Raw genomic sequence first — 20,404 nt, 5'->3', positions numbered from 1 at the left:
GGTCGATGGCGCGTCCTGCCGTGGCGGGCAGGTGCGCCGATCTCAATCGGGAGCGACGTCGTGGTCGCCGACGAGCGAGGCCGGGAGGGCCTCGTCGGTGACCGGGCCACGGTTACCCGTGGCGAGGGGGGAGGTCTTTGCGTCGGCACCGACGGTGCCGATCGGGGTCGCGCCGGCCGAGCCGCCCGCGGCGGATCCGCCTGCGGTGCCGCCGGTGGCGCCCTCGAACGGTGCGTGCGTCGGCGCGCCGCCGTCCGGGAGGACGAGGCCCTCGCCGCCGAAGGTCGCGGCAGCGAGGGAGGTCGACGCCGTCACGGCAGCGAGCGGACCGGCGACGACCGCCGAGGTGCTCGCGCGGACGGCGGACGGGGTGGTCGTCGCAGCCGGCTGGCCCGCTGCGCCCGTGATCGGTGCAGCCAGCGCGGCTGCCGGACCGCTGGTCGTCCCCGCGGGTCGCACGGCGGCGGTGGCTGTGGGCGACGCGGGGACCGATCCTCCCGGGACCGTCGGCACGATCGCGCCACCGGTGCCGGGGGTGCCCACCACGGGGACCGAGGGGACGTCGACGACGGGGAGGGAGCCTCCCGGCAGGAGACCGCCACCGACGCCGGGCAGGCCGCCGACGACGTCGGGCACCTCGGCCACGACGCCCGGTACAGCGCCCACGACGTCACCGACGGAGCCGAGGGTGTCGTCCACCACGCCCGTGACGGGCGCCGTGACGGTGCCGAGCGTGTCGTCACCGAGCAGTCCGCCGACGACCGGGAGGCTCCCGACCACCCGGTCGACGACGGCCACGATCGCGGTCACCGGACGGTCACCAGCGAGGTCCTGCACGGCCCCGGTGACGGGGTCGAGGACGGTGACGACGGTGTCGGTGACGGGCCGGGAGGCGCCGCTCACGGCCGACACGACGCCGCCGACGAGCGAGGTGTCCGGGCGGGTCGTCGGCGTGGCTGCGGGCGCTCCGGCTGCGATCGCCGGTGCGGCGGCGGAGTGCGACGGCTCGCCGGCCGAGGTCGGCGCGGGGGCTGCGGCCGGGTCGGTGTGCGTGCTGGCCGGAGCTGTGGCGACCGGGGCCGGTGCAGCCGCTGGGACCGCGGGAGTCGCTGCGGGTGCGGAGGCCGGAGCGGGGACTGCGGCAACCGGGGCGGGTGCTGCGGCGGTCGGAGCGGGAGCAACCGGCGCCGGCGCGGCCGGGACCGGCGCGGGGGCCGGTGCTGCCGGGACCGGCGCGGGGGCCGGTCGGACCGGGGTGACGACGCTCCCGACGGCCCGCCCGACTCCCTCGACCGTGCCACCGACGCCCGAGACGACGCCGCTCAGCAAGCCGTCCGAGCGCTGCGACGAGTTCGTCTGCGAGCCGCTCGGAGACGCCCCACCCAGTCCGAGGACCCCGGCGGCCGCAGCGGGTCGAGCACCGAAGAAGAGCGAGAGCAGCACCAGCGCCACCGCGATCCCGGAGGCCATGAGAGCCCAACGGATGACCGCGTTCAGGGGTGCACGCATCGATGCGTCCATGCGCTCACCTCCTGATCTCGGCTGCGCACGTAGAGTGGTTGACCGGCACGGTACGCCTCGACGGGTGCGGTGCGGAACCCATTCACAAGAAAAAGTCAGGAAACGTCGTGCCCTCGACCTTCAGCGCCCCGACCCGCAACCTTGACGTCGTCACCCTGCACGAGATCTTCCGCCTGCGACAGGACGTGTTCGTGGTGGAGCAGGCATGCGCCTACGACGACATCGACGGCCGCGACCTCGAGCCCGGCACGGTGCAGTTCTGGGCCGGCAGCGGTTCGGTCGACGCGACCCTGCGGCTGCTCCGCGAACCCGACGGCACCGAGCGGATCGGCCGGGTCGCCACCGCAGCGCACGCCCGTGGCAAGGGCCTCGGCGCCGCGCTGATGCAGGCCGCGATCGCCGAGAGCCGTTCGGAGCGGATCAGCATCAACGCTCAGGCACACCTCGGCGAGTGGTACGCACAGTTCGGTTTCGTGCGCTCGGGTGAGGACTTCCTCGAGGACGCGATCCCGCACACCCCGATGGTCCGAATCCGCTGACGGACCGCGCTCGCTGCGCTCAGGCCTGCCAGCGGCGCAGTTCGCCGTAGGAGCGGGCCTGGTGTTCCCGGTCCGCCACCAGCCGCTCGAACACGATCGACGTCTGCGTCGTCGCGACCGACGGGTCCCCGCTCAGCTCGTCGGCGACGAAGTCCCGCAACTGCTCGGTCGACGTGCACGCGATGTGCACGAGGAAGTCCTTGTCCCCGGCCAGGAACGACACGTCGAGCACCACCGGCACCCGGAGCAGGCGTTTCGCGAACTCCCGCAGCTCGTGCCGCGCGGCAGCGTGCACCCGGACGGAGACCATCGCCTCGATCGAGAACCCGAGACGAGCGATGTCGACCTCGGCCCGGTAGCCGGTGATGATGCCCGCGTCCTCCAGCGCTCGGACGCGCACCAGACAGGTCGACGGCGCGATGCCCACCGCGGCGGCGAGCCGGTTGTTCGGGATCCGGGCGTCCGAGGCGAGGACCCAGAGGATCCGTTCGTCGACCTCGTCGAGGCGCGGCGGTGGAGCGTCGGGTCGGCGGACGATGCGGTCGGACACGGCCCCACCGTAACGCCGGTCACATCGCCAGGGTCATCCCGACCACGGCGACGGTCATCGCGAAGACCTCGCCGCTGCGGACCGCGCGACGGTCCTCCCGTGCCCACTCGTACCGGAGCAGCCAGCCGCTGAAGGCGCAGTAGCCGATCACCCCGGCGCCGAGCACCACGGTCAGGACCAGGGCGTGGACGTGGACGCCGGTGCCGGGGAGCTCGGCAGTGTGCCCCATCAGGAGCATCCCCGCCATCACGACGGCGGAGAGCGCCCGGTGCACGTCCATCGGCTCGGCGCGACGCCCGTCCCGCCGACGGCGGCGCACCACGGGCATCGGCGCGAGGACCAGCAGCAGTGCCGCGGCGAGGATCGTCCACGACGGACCGGCCTGCACGACGGGCATGAGCATCGCGACGAGCATCACGGCTGCGGGCACGATCACGCCGGGGCGCGGGCGGTACCGGTCACCGACGATGCAGCACACCGACGCGAACTGCGGCACGACGAGCATGGCGTCGGCGACGGTCCCGTGCACGGGTGGGATCAGCCTTCGGTGCGGGCCGCGCGCTCCTGCTTGACGCGCACGTTCTCGGTGCGGACCGCGGCCTGGGTGGATCGCTCCTGCACGAGCCACGCGGGCATGTCCTGCAGGAGCTGCTTGATCTGCTCCGTGGTGAGGACGTCGTCCACGCCGGCGCGGGCGAGTCCGGAGATCGACACCCCGAGGCGCGCGGCGACGACCGGTCGGGGGTGCGGACCGTCGCGACGGAGGTCCTGCAGCCACGTCGGCGGCTCGCTCTGCAGTTCATCGAACGTCGTGCGAGCGATCGGGCCCGCACGGAACGACTCGGGCGTCGCCGAGAGGAGGATGCCGAGCTTCTTGGCAGCGGTCTCGGGCTTCATGGTCTGTTCCTGGGCCATGGTGACCAGAGTACGGCCCGTATGCTCGGGTGCATGACCGCGCTCTCCATCGCCTTCGTACCCGGGGTCTCCCCCGCCAAGTGGGTGCGGGTCTGGCGCGAGCGCCGACCGGACGTCGACCTGGTCCTCATGCCCGTCGGCGCGGACGGGGTCCTCGACGCGATCGAGGGCGACGCCGACATGGTCTTCGCCCGGATGCCGGTGCCCGAGCGGGCCGACGGCGAACAGCCGCACGCGATCCCGCTGTGGACCGAGACGGCGGTCGTCGCCGCCCCGAAGGACTCCCCCCTCGCCGACCTCGACGAGGTCACCGACGCGGACCTCGCCGCCGTCACCGTCCTCGACGCGGGCCCCGTGCCACCCGACGTCGCGGCAGCGCTCGACCTGGTCGAAGCCAACGTCGGCGTGGTCGTCCTCCCCCAGTCCCTCTTCCGGGCCGAGAGCCGCAAGTCCCTGGTCTCCCGACCGCTCGCCGGCTCCCCCGGCACCCGTGTCGCGCTCGTCTGGCGTGACGAGGACGCCTCGGAACTCACCGAGGAGTTCATCGGCGTCGTCCGCGGCCGGACCGCGAACAGCTCCCGGCAGCAGCCGGACCAGCCGGGAGGCACGGATCCCGACGAGCAGGACGACCCACGCCAGAAGACCGGCGGCAAGGCGGCCGGCGGCAAAGCCATCAGCAGCAAGGCGGCCGGTGGCAAGGCCACGGCGGCGAATGCGAAGACGGTTGCGAAACGCAGCGCCACGAAGGGCACGGGTGCGAAGAGCGGCGGTGGGAAGAACTCCACCGGTCGCGGCCGGACCCCGCGCGGCATGTCCGGCAAGCCCAAGCGCGGCTCGAAGGGCAACCGTTGACCATGGACCCGGCAGACACGGGCAGGACCGCGGCGCGGAGCGAGCTGCGGCTCGTGCTGACGCCTGGGGAACGCCTGCCGGGCTGGCTGGACCGCTCGATGGCGGAGTACGTCGCGTCGCGCATGCGGTCGGGCGAGAGCCGCGAGCAGGCAGAGGCGAACATGCGGCAGTCCCTCGAGAAGTGGTTCCCGGGCGGTTCGCCGGCGACGGGCCACCACGTGTGGGAACTGACGCTCGGTGCGGACACCGTGGTGGGGCACCTCTGGATCGGCCCGTTCACTCCGGGCAGCGCCGACTGGTGGGTCTTCGAGGTCGAGGTCGACCCGGCCCACCGCCGGCAGGGTCACGCCCGACGAGCGCTCGAGCTCGCGCACGAGGTCGCGAGGGCGGAGGGCGCGACCAGCATCGGCCTCAACGTCTTCGGGTACAACACCGGCGCGCGCCACCTGTACGAGGAGCTCGGGTACGAGGTCGCCTCGGTGCAGATGCGGCTGCCGCTGGACTGACGACAGCCGTCCCGGCGGTGGGCGCCGGTCGTCAGTCGGGCCAGACGCCGGACGAAGCCCGCCGGTGGCTGCCGAGCAGGTGCGTGTCGACGATCCCCAGCGCCTCCATGAGCGCGTGCATGGTGGTCGGTCCGACGAACGCGAACCCGCGCTTCCGCAGCGCTTTCGACAGCGCGGTCGACTCCGGGCTGGTCGTCGGGACCTCGGCGGCGGTGCGCGGCCTCGGCGTGTCGGTCGGCCGGAAGGACCACACGAAGTCGGCGAGTCCCCCGTCCGCCCGCAGCGTGACGGTGGCGTTCGCGTTGGTGATCGTCGCGGCGATCTTCGCGCGGTTCCGGACGATGCCCGCGTCGCCGAGCAGCCGGGCGACGTCGTCGTCCCCGAAGCGGGCGACCACGTCCGGGTCGAAGTCGGCGAACGCGGCCCGGAACGCGGGGCGCTTCGCGAGGATCGTGCGCCACGACAGCCCGGACTGGAACGCCTCGAGCGAGAGGCGCTCGAACACGCCCCGCTCGTCGCGGACCGGCATCCCCCACTCGGTGTCGTAGTAGGCGCGGAGCATCGGGTCCGTCGACGCCCAGAGCGGCCGGGCGAGGCCGTCCGCGCCGGTCACGAGGTCGTCGGTCATCCCCCCATCCTGCCGTGGCCACCGTCGCAGGACGCAACCCCGGCGTTTCCTCGCAGCGGTACTCCGTTGCGCGGTGCCGCCGGGGTTGCGTGTTGCGAGGGGTCAGCCGGCGTGCGGGCCGTCCTCGGCGGCGGCGGGGTCCATCCAGACGTACTCCCAGCGGTGGCCGTCGGGGTCGGTGAAGCTCCGCTGGAACATGAAGCCCAGGTCCATCTCCGGCCGGTCCTCGGCCCCACCGGCCTCGACGGCCGCGTCGACGATCCGGTGCACCTCCTCCTTCGTCTCGGCGGTGAGGGAGTTGATCACCTCGATCGTGTCGGGCGCGGCGATCGTCTTGTCGGTGAACTCGGTGAACTTCGCGTGCGTCAGGAGCATCACGTACACGGTGTCGCTGATGACGATGCTCGAGGCGGTGTCGTCGCTGAACACCGGGTTGAGGGGGTACCCGAGCGCCTGGTAGAACGCGGTCGCCCGCGCCAGGTCGGACACCGGCAGGTTGATGAACACCATGGTCGACATGTGGGGTCCCTTCCGTCGTGACCAACCTGGCCTCCTCCGGCAGCGCGCGCAACCGTTCCGTGGCGGAACCAGGCTTCGGAGGACGCGGCCGCACCGCACGACGGACGGGAGGCCCGGTACCAGCTGGTACCGGGCCTCCCGTCCGATCGTGGTCGCGTGGGCGACCGGCCGTCGGCTACGCGAGCTCGCGGCCCTCGCCGGCGGCGCGCTGGTGCGCCTCCGCCTCGGCCTGGCCGACGATGTCCTCTGCCGGGACCGGCGCGAGGCGGTCCCAGAGGAAGAAGAGCAGGCCGGCGGCGAGCATCGCGAGCCCGACCCACAGGTTGATGTGGATGCCGCCGGTCATCTTCGGGTCGCTGTCCCAGTGCACGATGCCGACGATCGTCGTGATGACGCCGTAGAGCAGGAACAGACCGCCGAGGATGCGACGCAGGTCCAGGCGGCGGGTCGAACGGACGAGTGCCGCCTTCTCGTCCTCGGTCATCGAGCCCGAGGTGTTCGTGGTGTCAGCCATGGGGTGTCTCCTTCGGGGTCGGGATCAGAGGAACGGCAGGTAGAGGACGACGCAGAGCACGAGGGCGACCGTGCCGAGCAGCGCCGGCGAGCGGTACCAGGCGGTGTCGGTGGCGACGGCGCCCGCGCTCATGTCGATCTTGCCGATGCCGTAGACCAGGCCGCCGAGTTCCGAGACGGGCTTCGGCTTCGTGAACATCGAGACCGCGACGGCGACGACGATCACCGTGACGAACGAGATGATCGCGCCGTACATGGTCTCGGCCGTGGCGGTCGAGAACAGGTCGGGGTCCACCAGGTACGCGATCCAGGTGATGGTCGGCGTGATGATCCCGAGGACGTACCCCCAGAGCGCACCCTGCGTGGTCATCCGCTTCCAGAGCAGACCGAGGATGAAGACGGCGAACAGCGGCGCGTTGAAGAACGAGAACAGCGTCTGCATGTAGGTCATGATGTTGCCGGCCTGCGCGGCGAGGAACGCGGTGCCGACGCCGACGACGACACCCACGACGGTGACCCAGCGACCGGTCTTCAGGTAGTGCAGGTCGGGCATGTTCGGCTTGATGTAGCGCTGCCAGATGTCGTAGGTGAAGACGGTGTTGAAGCTCGACACGTTGGCCGCCATCCCGGCCATGAAGGACGCCAGGAGGCCCGTGACGGCGACACCGAGGACACCCGTCGGCAGGTACATCTGGATGAGCTTCGGGATCGCGTCGTTGTAGGTCAGCGTGCCGTCGGCGAACTGGTTGCCGACGACGGCCGCGGCGATGAGGCCGGGCACGACGACGATGAACGGGATGAAGAGCTTCGGGATCGCGGCGATCAGCGGGGTGCGGCGGGCGGCCGACATGTTCTTCGCCGAGAACGCGCGCTGTACCTCGGTGAAGTTCGTCGTCCAGTACCCGAACGACAGCACGAAGCCCAGGCCGAGCACGATCGCGAGCCAGTTCGCCCCGATCGGGTTCGTGACGTTCCCGATGCCGGTGCCGGCCCAGGTCTGCAGGTGCTGCACACCCTGGGTCTGCTTGATGGCCTCGGTCAGGCCGCTCCAGCCGCCGACGCGGTGGAGGCCCACGATCGTCAGCGGGATGAGGCCGGCGAGGATCACGAAGAACTGCATGACCTCGTTGTAGATCGCGCTGGAGAGTCCACCGAGGGTGATGTAGGCGAGGACGAAGCCGGCGGACACGATGATCGCGAGCCACTCCGGCCAGCCGAGCATCGCCTCGATGACGATCGCCATCGCGTAGAGGTTGATGCCCGCGATGAGGACGTTCGACACCGCGAAGGCGATGGCGTTCACCAGGTGCGGCGCCTTGCCGAACCGGCGGAGCATGAACTCCGGCACGCTCCGGACCTTCGAGCCGTAGTAGAAGGGCATCATCACGAGGCCGAGGAAGACCATCGCGGGCACCGCACCGATGAGGTAGTAGTGCAGCGTCGCCATGCCGATCTGGGCACCGTTCGCGGCCATGCCGAGGATCTCGGTGGCGCCGAGGTTCGCGGACACGAACGCCAGGCCCGTGATCCACGCGGGCATGGACCTGCCCGAGAGGAAGAAGTCCATGCTCGTGCGGACCTGCCGCCGAGCCGTGAACCCGATCCAGATGACCACCCCGAAGTACACGAGGATCATCAAGTAGTCGACCCAGCCCAAGTCGAGCCGGATCCCGCTGTTCGCTGCTGCGAGGACCATTCACACTCTCCGTCGATGTGTTGCAGTCGACAACCGCGCCGACCCGGACGAAGACGTTACACGCCGTGTGACCGTTCACATAGCCGAGGCATGCATTCCGCGCGATCGCGTGCTCGGGTCGCTCGCTAGGCTCGGCGCATGCGCATCCTCGTCCTCAACGGCCCGAACCTGGACATCCTCGGCCGTCGCGACCCGGAGCAGTACGGCACGGTGACGCTCGCCGAGATCGAGGCGATCGTCCACACCGAGGCCGCGGTGCACGAGCTCGAGGCCGACTTCCGACAGAGCAACCGCGAGGGCGAGCTCGTCGAGTGGCTGCACGAGGCGCTCGACGACCACGACGCCGTCGTCATCAACCCCGCCGCGTACGCGCACACGTCGGTGGCACTGCACGACGCGGTCGAGGCGCTGAGCGTCCCCGTGGTCGAGGTGCACCTGTCCAACACGTGGAAGCGCGAGCCGTTCCGGCACGTCGACCACGTCGCCACGGCCGCGACGGCGGTCATCGCCGGTGCGGGCGCGGACGGGTACCGCCTGGCCGTCGCCCACGTCGCGGCGCTCCTGCGCGGCTGACCCCGCGGCGAGACGCCGGCGTCGACCCGAGACGCCGCGATGCCGTCGAGACGCCGCCGAGTACCGCGGCGTCTCGCGCACACGGGGGCGTCTCGCGCCACGCGCGCGGCCCACGCCGGCGTCCGGCCGGGAGGCCCGTCAGAACTCCGCGGGCCGCCGCACCTCGTCGACGCCCGCCGCCACGAACCCGCCGCGGATGATCGGCAGCGCCCGACGGACGGCCTGGTCGATCCGCAGCTCCAGGTCGATGCTCGCGATGTCGTAGCCCCCGACGCGCTTGTCGAAGTCCCGTTCGTTGCCGAACACCGCCAGTGGCAGCGTCGTCGACTGGAAGAAGCCGAACAGCGGGCGCATCTGGTGCTCGACGAGGAGCGCGTGCCGGTCGCTGCCCCCGGTCGCGGTGAGCAGCACCGGGGTGTCGACCAGGTCGTACTGCCCGATCCAGTCGAAGAAGAGCTTGAACGCGCCGGAGTACGCGGCGCGGAAGGCCGGACTCCCGACGACCAGGACGTCCGCCGCCTCGACCGCCTCGAGCGCGGCGCGGGTGGCGTCGGACATGTGCTCCCGGTCGACGGCGGCGCCGAGGTCCGCCAGGAGCGGACCGATCTCGACGAGGACGGTCTCGGCGTCCGGCAGCTCGGCGGCGAGCCGGTCGACGGTCGCGGCGACGAGGGTCGAGGTGCGGGACGGGTCGGACGGGCTGCCGCTGACCCCGACGACGAGGGAACTGCTCATGCCGTCGATGCTCACACGCCCCGTCGGGCCCGGTGACGATGTGACGACATGTGTCGCCGCGACGACCCGGGCGCTCCCGGGCACTCCGGCGTACCGTCCGGCAGATGCAGACCTTCCTGCCGTTCGCCGACTTCCGCGCCTCCGCCGAGGTCCTCGACGACAAGCGCCTCGGCAAGCAGCGGGTCGAGACCCTGCAGGTGATGCGGGCCCTGACGCTGCCGGACTACGGCTGGCAACACCACCCGGTCACCGCGATGTGGCGGGGCTTCCGGCCGGCGCTGATGGCGTACCAGGACGCCACGTGCCGGGTGTGGCTCGAGCGCGGGCACGCGGACACCTGCCTCGAGAAGACCCTGGCGGACCTGGCGCTCGTCCCCGAGGACCTGGAGGCGTACGAGCGTGGCGACTTCGAGGTGCCCTCGTGGAACACCGACGAGCGCGTGCACCTGTCACACCGGTCGAAGCTCGTGCAGAAGGCACCGGAGCACTACCGCCCGCTCTTCCCCGACGTGCCGGACGACCTGGACTACCTCTGGCCGGGCACCGTGGAGCACCGCACGACCGCCTGAGCGGGACCGGGCCCGCCGCGCCTCAGGGGGAACGGGACACATCGTTCAGGGGTCGATGGTCCCGAAGGCCACGGCGGACCCGGTCGTTCCGGGACGGCCCGGCAGGGGCCGGCGTCCCGGCCGGACGCGTATCAGGGGTCGCGTCCGGTCCAGTGCACCGCCGGGAGGGGCGGTGCAGGTCTCGAGGTCAGTTCCGGTCCCGGTCCCCCCGGTACCGGTCGGATTCCGCCGGCACCGGCATCGGGCGCCCGGCACGCGCGAGCTGCGCGGGCAGGAGCGCGCTGGCGAGCGTCGCGAGGACACCGACGGCGGCGACGACCGCGAGCGGGCCGGCGTCGAGGCCGTGCCCGGAACCGACGGCGAGCGCCAGGACCGTCGCCGGTGCGGGCAGGAGCTGGACCGCTCGGAAGCGGTCGCCCTGCGTCACCGATGAGGTCGTCGCGTTCGCCATGCCTCCACTCTGGACGACCGCGCGTGTCCGCAATAGGGGGGACACGGCCCCAGACATGGAGTAGAACGTCTAGTACACCCGGTCAGGCGAGGGACCGGACAGCCGTGACGGCGGCGACCACGGCCTCCACGACGGCCGTCGCGTCGTCCGTCGTGAGGGACGCGTCGAACGTCAACCGGACGGCGGAGCGGGCCAGGTCCTCCGGGAGGCCCAGTGCCAGCAGCACGTGCGAGGCCTCGGTGCTGCCGGCGGCACAGGCGCTGCCGGAGGAGGACACCACGTCCCGTCGTTCCAGCTCGAGCAGCACCGTCTCGCCGTGCACGCCCGGGAAGCAGAAGGAGGCGTGTCCCGGCAGGCGGTGGTCGGCCGATCCGGTGAGGAGCGCGCCCGGCACCCGGTCGAGCACCCCGGCGACGACGACGTCGCGGACGGCCGTCGCGTGCGCTGCGGCGTTGTCCCGCTCGGCGAGCACGGCCCTCCAGGCCGCGGCGAGGCCGACCGCACCCGCGACGTCCTCGGTGCCCGAACGTCGTCCGCGCTCCTGTCCCCCGCCGTGGACGAGCGGTTCGAGCTGGACGCCCGAACGGACGGCGAGGGCACCGGTCCCCTTCGTCGCGCCGAGCTTGTGCCCCGACACCGAGACCGCGTCGACACCCAGGACGTCGAGCCCGACGGGCAGCCACGGGGCGGACTGCACGGCGTCGGTGTGGAAGCGGGCGCCGACCTCGTGCGCGATCGCGGCGAGCCGGGGGACGTCCTGCACCGTGCCGATCTCGTTGTCGGCGTGCGCGATCGAGACCAGCGTGGTGTCCGGTCGGAGGGCGGCACGCAGGGTCTCCGGCGCCACCGTGCCGTCCGGCTCCACGGGCAGCACCGTCACGTCGAAGCCGTGGAACCGTTCCAGGTAGCGGCAGCTCTCGAGCACGGCCTCGTGCTCGACGGCGCTCGTGACGACGTGGCGGCCGCGCGGTGCGGCGAGCGCGATGCCCTTGACCGCGGTGTTCGCGCCCTCGGTGCCGCCGCTGGTGAAGACGACCTCGCCCGGACGACAGCCGAGCGCGCCGGCGATGACCGCCCGTGCGTCGGCCAGGCCCCGGGCAGCCGCGTCCCCGATGCCGTGGGTCGACGACGGGTTGCCGAAGGTCCCGGTCAGGTAGGGCCACATCGCCTCGAGGACCTCGCGGCGGACCGGCGTGGTCGCGGCACGGTCCAGGTAGAACACCGCCGTCCTCAGACGTCGACGTCGACGTCGAGCCCCAGGTCGAGCGCGCGTGCTGAGTGGGTCAGTGCACCGACCGAGACGATGTCGACCCCGGTGGCGGCGATCGCGGCGACCGTGTCGAGCGACACGCCACCCGAGGCCTCGACGAGCGCCCGGCCGGCCACGAGTGCGACGCCTTCCTGCAGCATCGGCACGGAGAAGTTGTCGAGCATGATCGTGTCGACGCCTGCACTGACGACGGGCTCGATCTGGTCGATGCGGTCGACCTCCACCTCGAGGTGCACGGTGTGTCCGAGCCGGGCGCGGGCGGCGCGGATCGCGTCCCCGATGCCGACGCCCTCGGCGAGCAGCACCGCCAGGTGGTTGTCCTTGGCGAGCACTGCGTCGGACAGCGACGTGCGGTGGTTGTGACCGCCGCCGCAGCGGACCGCGTGCCGTTCGAGGGCGCGGAGCCCGGGCGTCGTCTTCCGGGTGTCGACGATCCGCGCCCCGGTGCCGACGGTCGCGTCGACGTAGCGGGCCGTCAGCGTGGCGATGCCGGACATCCGCTGCACCAGGTTGAGCGCCACCCGCTCGGCCCGGAGCACCGAACGCGCCGAGCCGGTGACGCTCGCGATGACGTCCCCGGCGACGAAGGCCGCACCGTCGCGGAGCGCGAGCGCGACGACGAGGCCCGGGTCGACGGCGTGCATCACCGCGACGAAGACGTCCCCGCCCGCCAGCACGCCGGGTTCGCGGGCGGCCAGGGTCGCGGTCGCGGTGGCCGAGGCGGGGATGAGGGTCTCGCTCGTGACGTCACCCCAGGGGGCGTCCTCCTCCAGGGCGGTGTCGATGACCCGGCGGAGTGCGTGCGGCGGGATCGTGCCGGGGTCGAAGGCCACCGCAGTCGGTGACGCGGTGGTGGTGGTGGTGGGCGTCGTGCTGGCTGGTGTCGTGCCGGTCATGCGAGTGCTCCCTGTCGGGCGGACGGTCGGAGGGGCTTCAGCCCGGGGACGCCGGTGGGCGCGGCGGTGCCGGTGGGCGCGGGCGCCGCAGTGACCCAGGCGATCGTCACGGGTGCGGTCGGGTCGGTCTCCGGGTGGTCGGTGCGCGCGTGGGCACCGCGCGACTCCGTGCGAGCCTCGGCCGCGAGGACGGTGAGCCGGGCGAGGTCGAGCAGTGCGCGGTCCTCGGCGTCCCGGACGGTGGTCGGGGCGGGTGCGGACAGTGCGGCCAGGGCAGCTCGGGCCCCGGCGAGCCCGGCCGCGTCGCGGAGCAGGCCGACGTGGTCGGTCATGACGGACTGCAGCGACTGCCGGACGGAGGTGCCGGGATCGAGCCGGGCCGGGCCTCCCGTCCGGTCGCTGCCCGAGCGGACGACGGTCGGGACGAGCGTCGCGTCGCCGCGCAGCCGCAGCCGACCGGGCCGGGGTGCCCCGAGCGCGTCGGCCGCGCGGACCGCGAAGACGAGCCCTTCGAGCAGCGAGTTCGAGGCCAGCCGGTTCGCGCCGTGGACCCCGGTGCAGGCGGCCTCGCCGACCGCGAGGAGACCCGGGAGACTCGTGCGGCCCTCCGTGTCCGTCGCGATCCCGCCCATCGCGTAGTGCGCGGCCGGGGCGACGGGGACGCCCTCCCGGGTCCAGTCGAAGCCGGCCGCCCGGGTGTCGCGGCTGAGCCCCGGGAAGCGGCGGACCAGGAAGTCGGCGTCGAGGCCGGTCGCGTCGAGGAGGACGGGTCGACCTCCTTGCGAACGCATGGCAGCCGCGATGCCGCGCGCGACGACGTCCCGCGGGGCGAGCTCGGCGTCGGGGTGGACGTCGGTCATGAACCGGTGACCGGTCGCGTCGCGGAGGACGGCCCCCTCGCCGCGGACGGCCTCGGAGACCAGGCCGCCCTCCGGGACCGCGAGCCGGGTCGGGTGGAACTGGACGAACTCCAGGTCGGCGAGCACGGCTCCCGCGCGCCAGGCCGCGGCCGTGCCGTCGCCGGTCGCGGCCAGGGGGTTCGTGGTCTCGCGGTACAGGTGCCCGGCGCCCCCGGAGGCGATCAGCACGGCGTCGGCGTCGAGCCGTCGGGGTTCGCCGAGCAGGTCCAGGACCTCGACGCCGACGACCTGGCCGTCCCGGACGACGAGGTCGGTGAGGCAGGTGCGCTCGAGGATCGTGACGTGTCGGCGGTGCAGGGCGGCGACGAGCGTCCGCTCCACCGCGGCCCCGGTCGCGTCGCCGTCCGCGTGCAGCACCCGCCAGCGGGCGTGCGCGGCCTCCCGCCCGCGGGCCAGGTCGTCCCCGTACCGGTCGAGGGTCGCCGGGTCGGTGCTGCGGTCGAAGGGCACGCCCAGCGCGAGCAGGTCCCGGACGCGGGCGGGGCCGTCGGTGCAGAGGACGTCCACGGCACGGGCGTCGGCGCTGCCCGCCGCGGCGACGTGGGTGTCGTGCTCGTGCAGGGCGGCGGAGTCGTCCGCCCCGAGCGCCACCGCGATGCCACCCTGGGCGCGCGCGGTGGCGCCGTCGGCGAGGGCGCCCTTCGTGACGAGGGTGACGTCGTGCCGGGCGCTGGCCCGGATGGCGGCGGTCAGGCCGGCGATGCCCGACCCGACGACGACGACGTGCATCCTCAGGCCCGCGCGTCCGTGGTCGTGGCCGGGCCGGTGGCGGTCGGGCCGGTGGCAGTCGGGCCGGTGGCGGCCGGACCCGGGTCCCGCTGGCCGGCGAGCGGGCGGGGCTTGGCCGCGAGCATCCGCTCGAGGGCGACCTTCGCGTCGGCCTGCACGGCGGCGGGCACCACGATCTCGTTGAGGACCTCACCGCGGACGAGCGCCTCGAGCACCCACGCCAGGTACCCCGGGTGGATCCGGTACATGGTCGAGCAGGGGCAGACGACCGGGTCCAGGCAGAAGATCGTGTGCTGCGGGTACTCGGCTGCCAGGCGGTTCACCATGTTGATCTCGGTGCCGATCGCGAACGTCGTCGGCTCGGTCGCCGCGGCGACGGTCTTCCGGATCAGGTCCGTGCTGCCCGCGACGTCGGCGGCGTCGACGACGGCCATCGGGCACTCCGGGTGCACGATGACCTGGACGCCCGGGTGATCCCGGCGGGCCTGCTCGATCTGGTCCACGGTGAAGCGCCGGTGCACCGAGCAGAAGCCGTGCCACAGGACGACCTCCGCGGCGAGCAGGTCCGCCGCGGTGTTGCCGCCGCCGGGCAGCCGCGGGTTCCACATCGGCATCCGGTCGGTGCTGATGCCCATCGCCTTCGCGGTGTTCCGGCCCAGGTGCTGGTCGGGGAAGAACAGCACGCGCTGCCCCCGCTCGAACGCCCACTCGAGCACGGTGGCGGCGTTCGAGGACGTGCAGACGATGCCGCCGTTCCGCCCGCAGAACGCCTTGAGGTCCGCAGCGGAGTTCATGTACGTGACCGGGATGACCGGCACTCGCCCGTCGGCGTCAGGCTCCGTGCCGTAGAGCGCTTCGAGCTCGGCCCAGGCGGCCTCGACGCTGTCGATGGCGGCCATGTCCGCCATCGAGCAGCCGGCGGCCAGGTTCGGCAGGATCACCCGCTGGTCGTCCCGCGCCAGGATGTCGGCCGTCTCCGCCATGAAGTGCACGCCGCAGAACACGATCGCCTCGGCATCGGGCTTCGTCAGTGCCGCGTTCGCCAGCTGGAACGAGTCGCCGAGGAAGTCCGCGTGCCGGACGACCTCGTCCCGCTGGTAGAAGTGCCCGAGGACGACCACCCGGTCCCCCAGCGTCGCCTTCGCCCGTTCGATGCGCTCGTGCAGTTCGTCGTCCGGGGCGTTCCGGTACTCGTCCGGGATCACGCCCTGCCGTGGAGCCGAGGTCGGGATGACATCGGACATCGACGAACCGGGGCCGTAGCCGGGGACGGTGTCGAAGTCCCAGGTCGGCGCCGCGAGGTCTGGCGTGCAGGTGGCACCGGCAGCCCGGCCGTTGGAGATCAGTTCGATGGTGGTCGCGATGGACACGGCGGTTCCCGTCTCAGGTGGGGGTCGGATGTCAGCGGGTCGTCAGCGGGCCGTTGTCCGCGTACGACAGGTCGGGGTTCGAGCGGTACAGCCGGGCCGGTCGGTGCCGCCCGCCGCTCGTGGTCTCGTCGGTCGGCAGGACCGCGTCGCCCTGGGCGACCTGCCGTCGGAAGTTCGCGGGGTCCAGCGTCTGCCCGAGCACCGCCTCGTACACGCCACGGAGTTCGGCGAGCGTGAACCGGTCGCCGAGGAACGCCTGTGCGATCCGGGAGTACGACATCTTGTTGCCCAGTCGCCAGAGCGCGTACTCGACGATGCGGTCGTGGTCGAACGCCAGCGGCGGGTGCTCGTCGGCGAGGAACCACCGCACGTTCCAGTCGTCCGGCACGACGTTCGCCTCGTCCGGGTGCACGAGTGCCCAGTAGACGACCGAGACCACCCGGCTCGGCGAGCGGTCGACGGCCCCGAACGCGTAGAGCTGCTCGAGGTACCGCGGCTGCACCTTCGTCGTCTCGCGGAGGCGCGCGGCGGCCGAGTCGTCGAGCCCCTCGTCCGACCCGACCCAGCCACCGGGCAGCGCCCAGGAACCCTCGAACGGCTCGGCGACGCGACGGACCAGCGGCATCCACAGCGCGGGGACGCCGGTGTCGGGGTGCGGGCGGAGCGCGACGATGACGGTCGAGACCGCGAGCCGGATCCCGGGGTCGCCCATCGCTGCTCCTGGTTGTTATGGTCATTCTGACCCGAACTGTTCGGGTACTGACGACCGTATCACGATGGTCACCGGACCGGAACGCAGCCGTGACGCCCGGGTAACACGTCGCTCGTAGCATCGGGCCATGGGCAGCACCACGAGGAAGCACGCCGTCGTGACCGGGACCGTGCAGGGCGTCGGATTCCGGTACTGGACGGCACGGAAGGCCGACGGACTCGAACTCGTCGGATACGCACGGAACCTGTTCGACGGCACCGTCGAGGTCGAGGCGGAGGGCCCCGGCCCCGCGGTCGACGCCCTCGTCGTGATGCTCCGCTCCGGTCCGCCCTCGGCGACCGTCACCGACGTGGCCGTCCGCGAGGTCACCCCGCTCGGCGAGGACGACGGCTTCCGCATCCTGCACTGACGCGAGCAACACGCGGAGTTCACCCCGCGTTCGGCAGCAGTCGGGAATGCTGTGGTGCTGTCAGGTCTTGCAGCCTCGGTACGCACCCGTCGTGCCCACTCGTCGTGGGTCCACCCGTCACACCACGAAGACACCAGGAGCCCCCTTGACCCAGGCCGTCGACTCCGCACCCCGCACCGGGTCCGTCGAAGAGTCCTCCCCCGCGGGCAACCGCCTCGTGATCGGGCTGCTGCTCGTCTCCGCGTTCGTCGTCATCCTCAACGAGACGATCATGGGCGTGGCGCTGCCGCGACTCATGGACGACCTCGGCATCAGCGCCGCCACCGGTCAGTGGCTGACCACCGGCTTCCTGCTCACCATGGCCGTCGTGATCCCGATCACCGGTTACCTGCTGCAGCGCTTCAACACCCGTCCGGTGTTCGTCTGGGCGATGAGCCTGTTCTCCGCCGGGACGCTGATCGCACTGCTGGCCCCCGGCTTCACGATGCTGCTCATCGGGCGCATCGTGCAGGCGAGCGGCACCGCGATCATGATGCCGCTGCTCATGACCACCGTCCTGACCCTCATCGAGCCGGCCCACCGCGGCCGCGTGATGGGCAACATCTCGATCGTCATCTCGGTCGCCCCCGCGATCGGCCCGACGATCTCCGGCCTCATCCTCAACGCGTTCTCGTGGCGCTGGCTGTTCGGGTTCGTCCTGCCGATCGCCCTCGCCGCCCTGGTGCTCGGCATGCTGAAGGTCCGGAACGTCTCGACCCCGCGCAAGTCCGCGATCGACGTGTTCTCGGTGATCCTCTGCGCCTTCGCGTTCGGTGGGATCGTCTACGGCCTGTCGAGCATCGGCGAGGCCCGCGACACCGGGTACGGGCTACCGATCGGTTCGCTCGTCGTCGGGTTCGTCGCCCTGGCGGTGTTCATCCTCCGCCAGACCCGTCTGCAGCGCCGCGACGCCGCGCTCCTCGACCTGCGCACCTTCAGCACGAAGGGCTTCACGATCCCGATCGTCGCGATGGCGATCAGCTTCATGGCGATGTTCGGCACGCTGATCCTGCTGCCGATCTACCTGGAGCGCGTGCTCGGCCTCGAGGTCCTGCAGGTCGGACTCCTGCTGCTCCCCGGTGGTCTGCTGATGGGGCTCCTGTCCCCGATCGTCGGTCGCATCTACGACCGGCACGGGCCGCGCATGCTGCTCATCCCCGGGTCGGTCATCATCAGCGCCGTGCTCTGGGCGCTCTCGACGGTCACCGCGGACACCAGCGTCTGGTTCGTCCTCGTCGCACACATCGTGCTGAGCCTGGGCCTGGCGCTGACCTTCACGCCGCTGTTCACCGCTGCGCTCGGCGGGCTCCCGCCGCGCCTGTACTCGCACGGCAGCGCGGTCCTCGGCACCGCCCAGCAGCTCGCCGGCGCGGCCGGCACGGCACTGTTCGTCACGCTGCTGACCCTCGGCGCCACCGCCGCGGCGACGAACGGCGACGTCGCGGGTGCCGCGACGGCCGCCGAGGCCACGGCCCGGGCGACCGCGTCCGGCGTGCACTCGGCGTTCCTCGTCGGCGCGGTGATCTCGATGCTCGGCATCGTCGCCTCGGCGATGGTCCGGAAGCCGGCCACCCCGGAGGGCGCACCCGCGCCCGCCATGCACTGACGGCGGCCGGACACACAGCGCACCGACCACCCAGCGTGCACGACGCGCCCCCTCTTCCCGAGGGGGCGCGTCGTCCGTTGCGCAGCCGTGACATCGTGGGCACATGCGGTCGACGACGAGCGAGCTGAACTGGTCCGGCACGGTCACCTACACGGCCGAGCGGGTGGTGCGGCCGACCTCGCTCGACGACGTCGCCGAACTCGTCGCCCGCAGTCCGCGGATCCACGGCCTCGGCACCCGGCACTCCTTCAACGACGTCGCCGACACCGCGGGTGTGCTGCTCGACCTCACCGCGGTGCCCACCGACCTGGTCGTCGCCGAGGACCGCCGCACCGCCACGATGGGTGCCGGCACCCGGTACGGACTGGTCGCGCCCGCTCTCGACGCCGCCGGGGTCGCCCTGCACAACGAGGGGTCCCTCCCCCACGTCTCCCTCGGCGGTGCGATCGCCACCGGCACGCACGGCTCCGGCACCACCCTCGGCTCGCTGAGCACCGCGGTGGCCGCGCTCGAGCTGATCGGCCCGGACGGCACCACGACGACGATCCGGCGCGGTGACGCGGACCTGCCCGGTGCCGCGATCCACCTCGGGTTGCTCGGCATCGTCACCCGCGTGACCGTCGACGTGCAACCCGCCTACCGGATGCGACAGGACCTCTACGGGCCGATCCCGTGGGACACCTTCACCGCTTCCGCCGCCCAGGTCTTCGCCGCCGGCTACTCGGTCTGCGCCTACACGCTCTTCGGCGACACCGTGTCGGAGGTGCTCGTGAAGTCCCGGGTTCCGGACGGCGCCGACGACGTCCAGGTCCCCGCGAGCCTCCTGGGCGCACCCCGTCTGCCCGGCTCACCCGGTGACGGCCACCACACCGCGCGCGACGGCTCGGTCGGGCCGTGGTGGGACCGCCTGCCGCACTTCCCGATCGAGTCGGTGCCCTCGGTCGGGTCCGAGGTGCAGAGCGAGCACTTCGTGCCGCTCCGGCACGCGGCCGCCGCGCTCGACGCGTTGCGCGGCCTGGCCGACCGGATCCAGCCACACCTGCACGTCTGCGAGCTGCGGACCATGGCGGCCGACGACCTCTGGCTCAGTCCGACGCAGGGCGAGGACGTGCTCTGCATCGCCTTCACCTGGCAGAAGCACCCGGACGAGGTCGCGGCCCTCCTGCCCGAGCTGGAGGCACGGCTCGCCCCGTTCGGCGGGCGTCCGCACTGGGGGAAGATGAGTTCCCTCGACGGGGCGGCGATCGCCGCGCTCCACCCACACCTCCCGGCGTTCCGCGACCTGGTCGCGCGACGCGACCCGGCCGGCAAGTTCTCGTCCGCGTTCGGCGAGCGGGTCCTGGGGACCTGAGCAGGGCCTCCCGGGAGGCACGTGATCCGCCCGTCAGACGAGCCGCGTGACCGTCTTCGTCCCGCCGTCCCAGTGCCGGACGCCGGCGACGTCCAGCGTCTCCGGCAGCGGCACCGACGCGAGCACCTCGAGCATCCGCGGCAGGTCCACGTCCCGCGGGCGGCGCGCCAGCGTCAGGTGCGGCGCCCACCGACCCGGCAGGGAGGTGTCGACGCCGCCGGGGGCCGCGCGGTGCACCGCCTCGTGGAACACGGCGAGCGAGCGGTCGACCACGACGGACACTCCCAGGACGTGACGCCCGGGGCCGGCCGGGAACAGCAGGAGACCGGCTGGGCGGATGCTCGTCGGCAGCGGCGCGTCGAAGTGGGACGGCACGGGCAGGGTCTCCCCAGCCGTCAGGGTGACGTGAGGGACGTTCGTGTCGGACGTGTGCCGGCCCATGCTCGGCAGGTCGGCGACGACCAGGGCCTCCCAGGCGGCCCGGACGGCCCGTTCGGCGTCCGGAGCGAGGACGAGTTCGATGCTGCGCACGCGT

24 protein-coding genes are annotated in these 20,404 nt (G+C 72.5%); 8 read left to right on the top strand and 16 right to left on the bottom strand.

The features are described 5' to 3' along the window. Nucleotides 1-42: 42 nt before the first annotated feature. Nucleotides 43-1,509 (bottom strand): hypothetical protein, encoded by a 1,467-nt coding sequence (locus DEI89_RS17555; RefSeq protein WP_110902584.1) that lies wholly within the window; start codon nucleotides 1,507-1,509, stop codon nucleotides 43-45. 119 nt (nucleotides 1,510-1,628) lie between these two features. On the opposite strand from DEI89_RS17555, the gene DEI89_RS03085 reads away from it, so the two are divergent. Next, entirely contained in the window at nucleotides 1,629-2,060 is a 432-nt protein-coding gene (locus DEI89_RS03085) for a GNAT family N-acetyltransferase (RefSeq protein WP_220034507.1), read from the top strand. A gap of 19 nt (nucleotides 2,061-2,079) precedes the next feature. On the opposite strand, the gene DEI89_RS03080 is transcribed toward DEI89_RS03085, so the two are convergent. From DEI89_RS03080 to DEI89_RS03070, 3 genes are read right to left on the bottom strand one after another with little or no spacing between them, the layout of a single operon-like run. Next, complete coding sequence (locus DEI89_RS03080) at nucleotides 2,080-2,610, bottom strand: Lrp/AsnC family transcriptional regulator (RefSeq protein ID WP_110902582.1); 531 nt, start codon at nucleotides 2,608-2,610, stop codon at nucleotides 2,080-2,082. A gap of 19 nt (nucleotides 2,611-2,629) precedes the next feature. After that, on the bottom strand, nucleotides 2,630-3,139 hold the full coding sequence (locus DEI89_RS03075; protein ID WP_110902581.1) for a hypothetical protein: 510 nt from the start codon (nucleotides 3,137-3,139) through the stop codon (nucleotides 2,630-2,632). 8 nt (nucleotides 3,140-3,147) lie between these two features. Continuing rightward, nucleotides 3,148-3,525, bottom strand: coding sequence for a DUF5997 family protein (locus DEI89_RS03070; protein WP_110902580.1), 378 nt, complete (start codon nucleotides 3,523-3,525; stop codon nucleotides 3,148-3,150). A gap of 33 nt (nucleotides 3,526-3,558) precedes the next feature. Here DEI89_RS03070 and DEI89_RS03065 point away from each other — a divergent pair, with 33 nt between their 5' ends. Then, complete coding sequence (locus DEI89_RS03065) at nucleotides 3,559-4,377, top strand: LysR family transcriptional regulator substrate-binding protein (protein ID WP_220033190.1); 819 nt, start codon at nucleotides 3,559-3,561, stop codon at nucleotides 4,375-4,377. Between the two features lie 2 nt (nucleotides 4,378-4,379). Next, entirely contained in the window at nucleotides 4,380-4,883 is a 504-nt protein-coding gene (locus DEI89_RS03060) for an N-acetyltransferase (protein WP_110902578.1), read from the top strand. 31 nt (nucleotides 4,884-4,914) lie between these two features. On the opposite strand, the gene DEI89_RS03055 is transcribed toward DEI89_RS03060, so the two are convergent. The 4 genes from DEI89_RS03055 to DEI89_RS03040 all read right to left on the bottom strand — a co-directional run bounded on the left by DEI89_RS03055 (nucleotide 4,915) and on the right by DEI89_RS03040 (nucleotide 8,239). After that, on the bottom strand, nucleotides 4,915-5,511 hold the full coding sequence (locus tag DEI89_RS03055) for a DNA-3-methyladenine glycosylase I (RefSeq protein WP_110902577.1): 597 nt from the start codon (nucleotides 5,509-5,511) through the stop codon (nucleotides 4,915-4,917). Nucleotides 5,512-5,613: 102 nt separating this feature from the next. Next, nucleotides 5,614-6,030 carry a VOC family protein gene (locus DEI89_RS03050; RefSeq protein ID WP_110902576.1) on the bottom strand — a complete coding sequence of 139 codons (417 nt, stop codon included), beginning with the start codon at nucleotides 6,028-6,030 and terminating at the stop codon, nucleotides 5,614-5,616. Nucleotides 6,031-6,205: 175 nt separating this feature from the next. After that, a complete protein-coding gene (locus tag DEI89_RS03045) occupies nucleotides 6,206-6,544 on the bottom strand; it encodes a hypothetical protein (RefSeq protein ID WP_220033191.1) in 339 nt (112 codons plus the stop codon). Between the two features lie 24 nt (nucleotides 6,545-6,568). Then, nucleotides 6,569-8,239 (bottom strand): sodium:solute symporter family protein, encoded by a 1,671-nt coding sequence (locus DEI89_RS03040; protein ID WP_110902575.1) that lies wholly within the window; start codon nucleotides 8,237-8,239, stop codon nucleotides 6,569-6,571. A 138-nt stretch (nucleotides 8,240-8,377) separates the two neighbouring features. On the opposite strand from DEI89_RS03040, the gene aroQ reads away from it, so the two are divergent. Further along, nucleotides 8,378-8,812, top strand: coding sequence for a type II 3-dehydroquinate dehydratase (aroQ, locus tag DEI89_RS03035; RefSeq protein ID WP_110902574.1), 435 nt, complete (start codon nucleotides 8,378-8,380; stop codon nucleotides 8,810-8,812). Between the two features lie 138 nt (nucleotides 8,813-8,950). Here aroQ and DEI89_RS03030 read toward each other — a convergent pair whose 3' ends face one another. After that, entirely contained in the window at nucleotides 8,951-9,547 is a 597-nt protein-coding gene (locus tag DEI89_RS03030) for an NAD(P)H-dependent oxidoreductase (RefSeq protein ID WP_181421468.1), read from the bottom strand. A gap of 104 nt (nucleotides 9,548-9,651) precedes the next feature. On the opposite strand from DEI89_RS03030, the gene DEI89_RS03025 reads away from it, so the two are divergent. After that, on the top strand, nucleotides 9,652-10,116 hold the full coding sequence (locus tag DEI89_RS03025) for an MSMEG_6728 family protein (protein ID WP_110902572.1): 465 nt from the start codon (nucleotides 9,652-9,654) through the stop codon (nucleotides 10,114-10,116). 187 nt (nucleotides 10,117-10,303) lie between these two features. Here DEI89_RS03025 and DEI89_RS03020 read toward each other — a convergent pair whose 3' ends face one another. The 6 genes from DEI89_RS03020 to DEI89_RS02995 form a co-directional block, all read right to left on the bottom strand. Further along, nucleotides 10,304-10,567 (bottom strand): hypothetical protein, encoded by a 264-nt coding sequence (locus DEI89_RS03020; RefSeq protein WP_110902571.1) that lies wholly within the window; start codon nucleotides 10,565-10,567, stop codon nucleotides 10,304-10,306. Nucleotides 10,568-10,649: 82 nt separating this feature from the next. Continuing rightward, entirely contained in the window at nucleotides 10,650-11,789 is a 1,140-nt protein-coding gene (locus DEI89_RS03015) for a cysteine desulfurase family protein (protein WP_110902570.1), read from the bottom strand. 8 nt (nucleotides 11,790-11,797) lie between these two features. Further along, the gene (nadC, locus tag DEI89_RS03010; RefSeq protein WP_110902569.1) at nucleotides 11,798-12,733 is read right to left on the bottom strand and encodes a carboxylating nicotinate-nucleotide diphosphorylase; all 936 of its coding nucleotides are present in this window, start codon (nucleotides 12,731-12,733) and stop codon (nucleotides 11,798-11,800) included. Further along, on the bottom strand, nucleotides 12,730-14,382 hold the full coding sequence (gene nadB, locus DEI89_RS03005; RefSeq protein ID WP_110902568.1) for an L-aspartate oxidase: 1,653 nt from the start codon (nucleotides 14,380-14,382) through the stop codon (nucleotides 12,730-12,732). The genes nadC and nadB overlap by 4 nt, the downstream gene beginning before the upstream one ends. Before the next feature lie 2 nt (nucleotides 14,383-14,384). Continuing rightward, nucleotides 14,385-15,752 carry a quinolinate synthase NadA gene (nadA, locus tag DEI89_RS03000; RefSeq protein ID WP_258368674.1) on the bottom strand — a complete coding sequence of 456 codons (1,368 nt, stop codon included), beginning with the start codon at nucleotides 15,750-15,752 and terminating at the stop codon, nucleotides 14,385-14,387. 31 nt (nucleotides 15,753-15,783) lie between these two features. Next, nucleotides 15,784-16,464 (bottom strand): NUDIX domain-containing protein, encoded by a 681-nt coding sequence (locus DEI89_RS02995; RefSeq protein WP_110902567.1) that lies wholly within the window; start codon nucleotides 16,462-16,464, stop codon nucleotides 15,784-15,786. A 127-nt stretch (nucleotides 16,465-16,591) separates the two neighbouring features. On the opposite strand from DEI89_RS02995, the gene DEI89_RS02990 reads away from it, so the two are divergent. From DEI89_RS02990 to DEI89_RS02980, 3 genes are all read left to right on the top strand, one after another. Next, nucleotides 16,592-16,873 (top strand): acylphosphatase, encoded by a 282-nt coding sequence (locus tag DEI89_RS02990; RefSeq protein WP_110902566.1) that lies wholly within the window; start codon nucleotides 16,592-16,594, stop codon nucleotides 16,871-16,873. Nucleotides 16,874-17,018: 145 nt separating this feature from the next. Beyond that, entirely contained in the window at nucleotides 17,019-18,518 is a 1,500-nt protein-coding gene (locus tag DEI89_RS02985; protein ID WP_258368673.1) for an MDR family MFS transporter, read from the top strand. 103 nt (nucleotides 18,519-18,621) lie between these two features. Then, nucleotides 18,622-19,869: an FAD-binding protein gene (locus tag DEI89_RS02980; protein WP_110902564.1), complete on the top strand. Its 1,248-nt coding sequence runs from the start codon at nucleotides 18,622-18,624 to the stop codon at nucleotides 19,867-19,869. Nucleotides 19,870-19,902: 33 nt separating this feature from the next. Here the strand turns inward: DEI89_RS02980 and DEI89_RS02975 are convergent, their stop codons facing one another. Beyond that, nucleotides 19,903-20,400: a 2'-5' RNA ligase family protein gene (locus DEI89_RS02975; protein ID WP_110902563.1), complete on the bottom strand. Its 498-nt coding sequence runs from the start codon at nucleotides 20,398-20,400 to the stop codon at nucleotides 19,903-19,905. Nucleotides 20,401-20,404 lie beyond the last annotated feature (4 nt).

The organism is Curtobacterium sp. MCBD17_030, from assembly GCF_003224255.1.
GTDB lineage: Bacteria > Actinomycetota > Actinomycetes > Actinomycetales > Microbacteriaceae > Curtobacterium.
Note: the sequence above shows the minus strand (reverse complement) of the source record. Positions and strands in the feature narration are given on the sequence as shown.

Coding starts and splice junctions, on each gene's coding strand:
- DEI89_RS03060 (WP_110902578.1), top strand. CDS start 4,380: ATGGACCCGGCAGACACGGGCAGGACCGCGGCGCGGAGCGAGCTGCGG.
- DEI89_RS03020 (WP_110902571.1), bottom strand. CDS start 10,567: ATGGCGAACGCGACGACCTCATCGGTGACGCAGGGCGACCGCTTCCGA.
- nadB (WP_110902568.1), bottom strand. CDS start 14,382: ATGCACGTCGTCGTCGTCGGGTCGGGCATCGCCGGCCTGACCGCCGCC.
- DEI89_RS03030 (WP_181421468.1), bottom strand. CDS start 9,547: ATGAGCAGTTCCCTCGTCGTCGGGGTCAGCGGCAGCCCGTCCGACCCG.
- DEI89_RS02995 (WP_110902567.1), bottom strand. CDS start 16,464: ATGGGCGACCCCGGGATCCGGCTCGCGGTCTCGACCGTCATCGTCGCG.
- DEI89_RS03065 (WP_220033190.1), top strand. CDS start 3,559: ATGACCGCGCTCTCCATCGCCTTCGTACCCGGGGTCTCCCCCGCCAAG.
- aroQ (WP_110902574.1), top strand. CDS start 8,378: ATGCGCATCCTCGTCCTCAACGGCCCGAACCTGGACATCCTCGGCCGT.
- DEI89_RS17555 (WP_110902584.1), bottom strand. CDS start 1,509: ATGCGTGCACCCCTGAACGCGGTCATCCGTTGGGCTCTCATGGCCTCC.
- DEI89_RS03045 (WP_220033191.1), bottom strand. CDS start 6,544: ATGGCTGACACCACGAACACCTCGGGCTCGATGACCGAGGACGAGAAG.
- DEI89_RS03070 (WP_110902580.1), bottom strand. CDS start 3,525: ATGGCCCAGGAACAGACCATGAAGCCCGAGACCGCTGCCAAGAAGCTC.
- DEI89_RS03055 (WP_110902577.1), bottom strand. CDS start 5,511: ATGACCGACGACCTCGTGACCGGCGCGGACGGCCTCGCCCGGCCGCTC.
- DEI89_RS02990 (WP_110902566.1), top strand. CDS start 16,592: ATGGGCAGCACCACGAGGAAGCACGCCGTCGTGACCGGGACCGTGCAG.
- nadC (WP_110902569.1), bottom strand. CDS start 12,733: ATGACCGGCACGACACCAGCCAGCACGACGCCCACCACCACCACCACC.
- DEI89_RS03050 (WP_110902576.1), bottom strand. CDS start 6,030: ATGTCGACCATGGTGTTCATCAACCTGCCGGTGTCCGACCTGGCGCGG.
- DEI89_RS02980 (WP_110902564.1), top strand. CDS start 18,622: ATGCGGTCGACGACGAGCGAGCTGAACTGGTCCGGCACGGTCACCTAC.
- DEI89_RS03025 (WP_110902572.1), top strand. CDS start 9,652: ATGCAGACCTTCCTGCCGTTCGCCGACTTCCGCGCCTCCGCCGAGGTC.
- DEI89_RS03040 (WP_110902575.1), bottom strand. CDS start 8,239: ATGGTCCTCGCAGCAGCGAACAGCGGGATCCGGCTCGACTTGGGCTGG.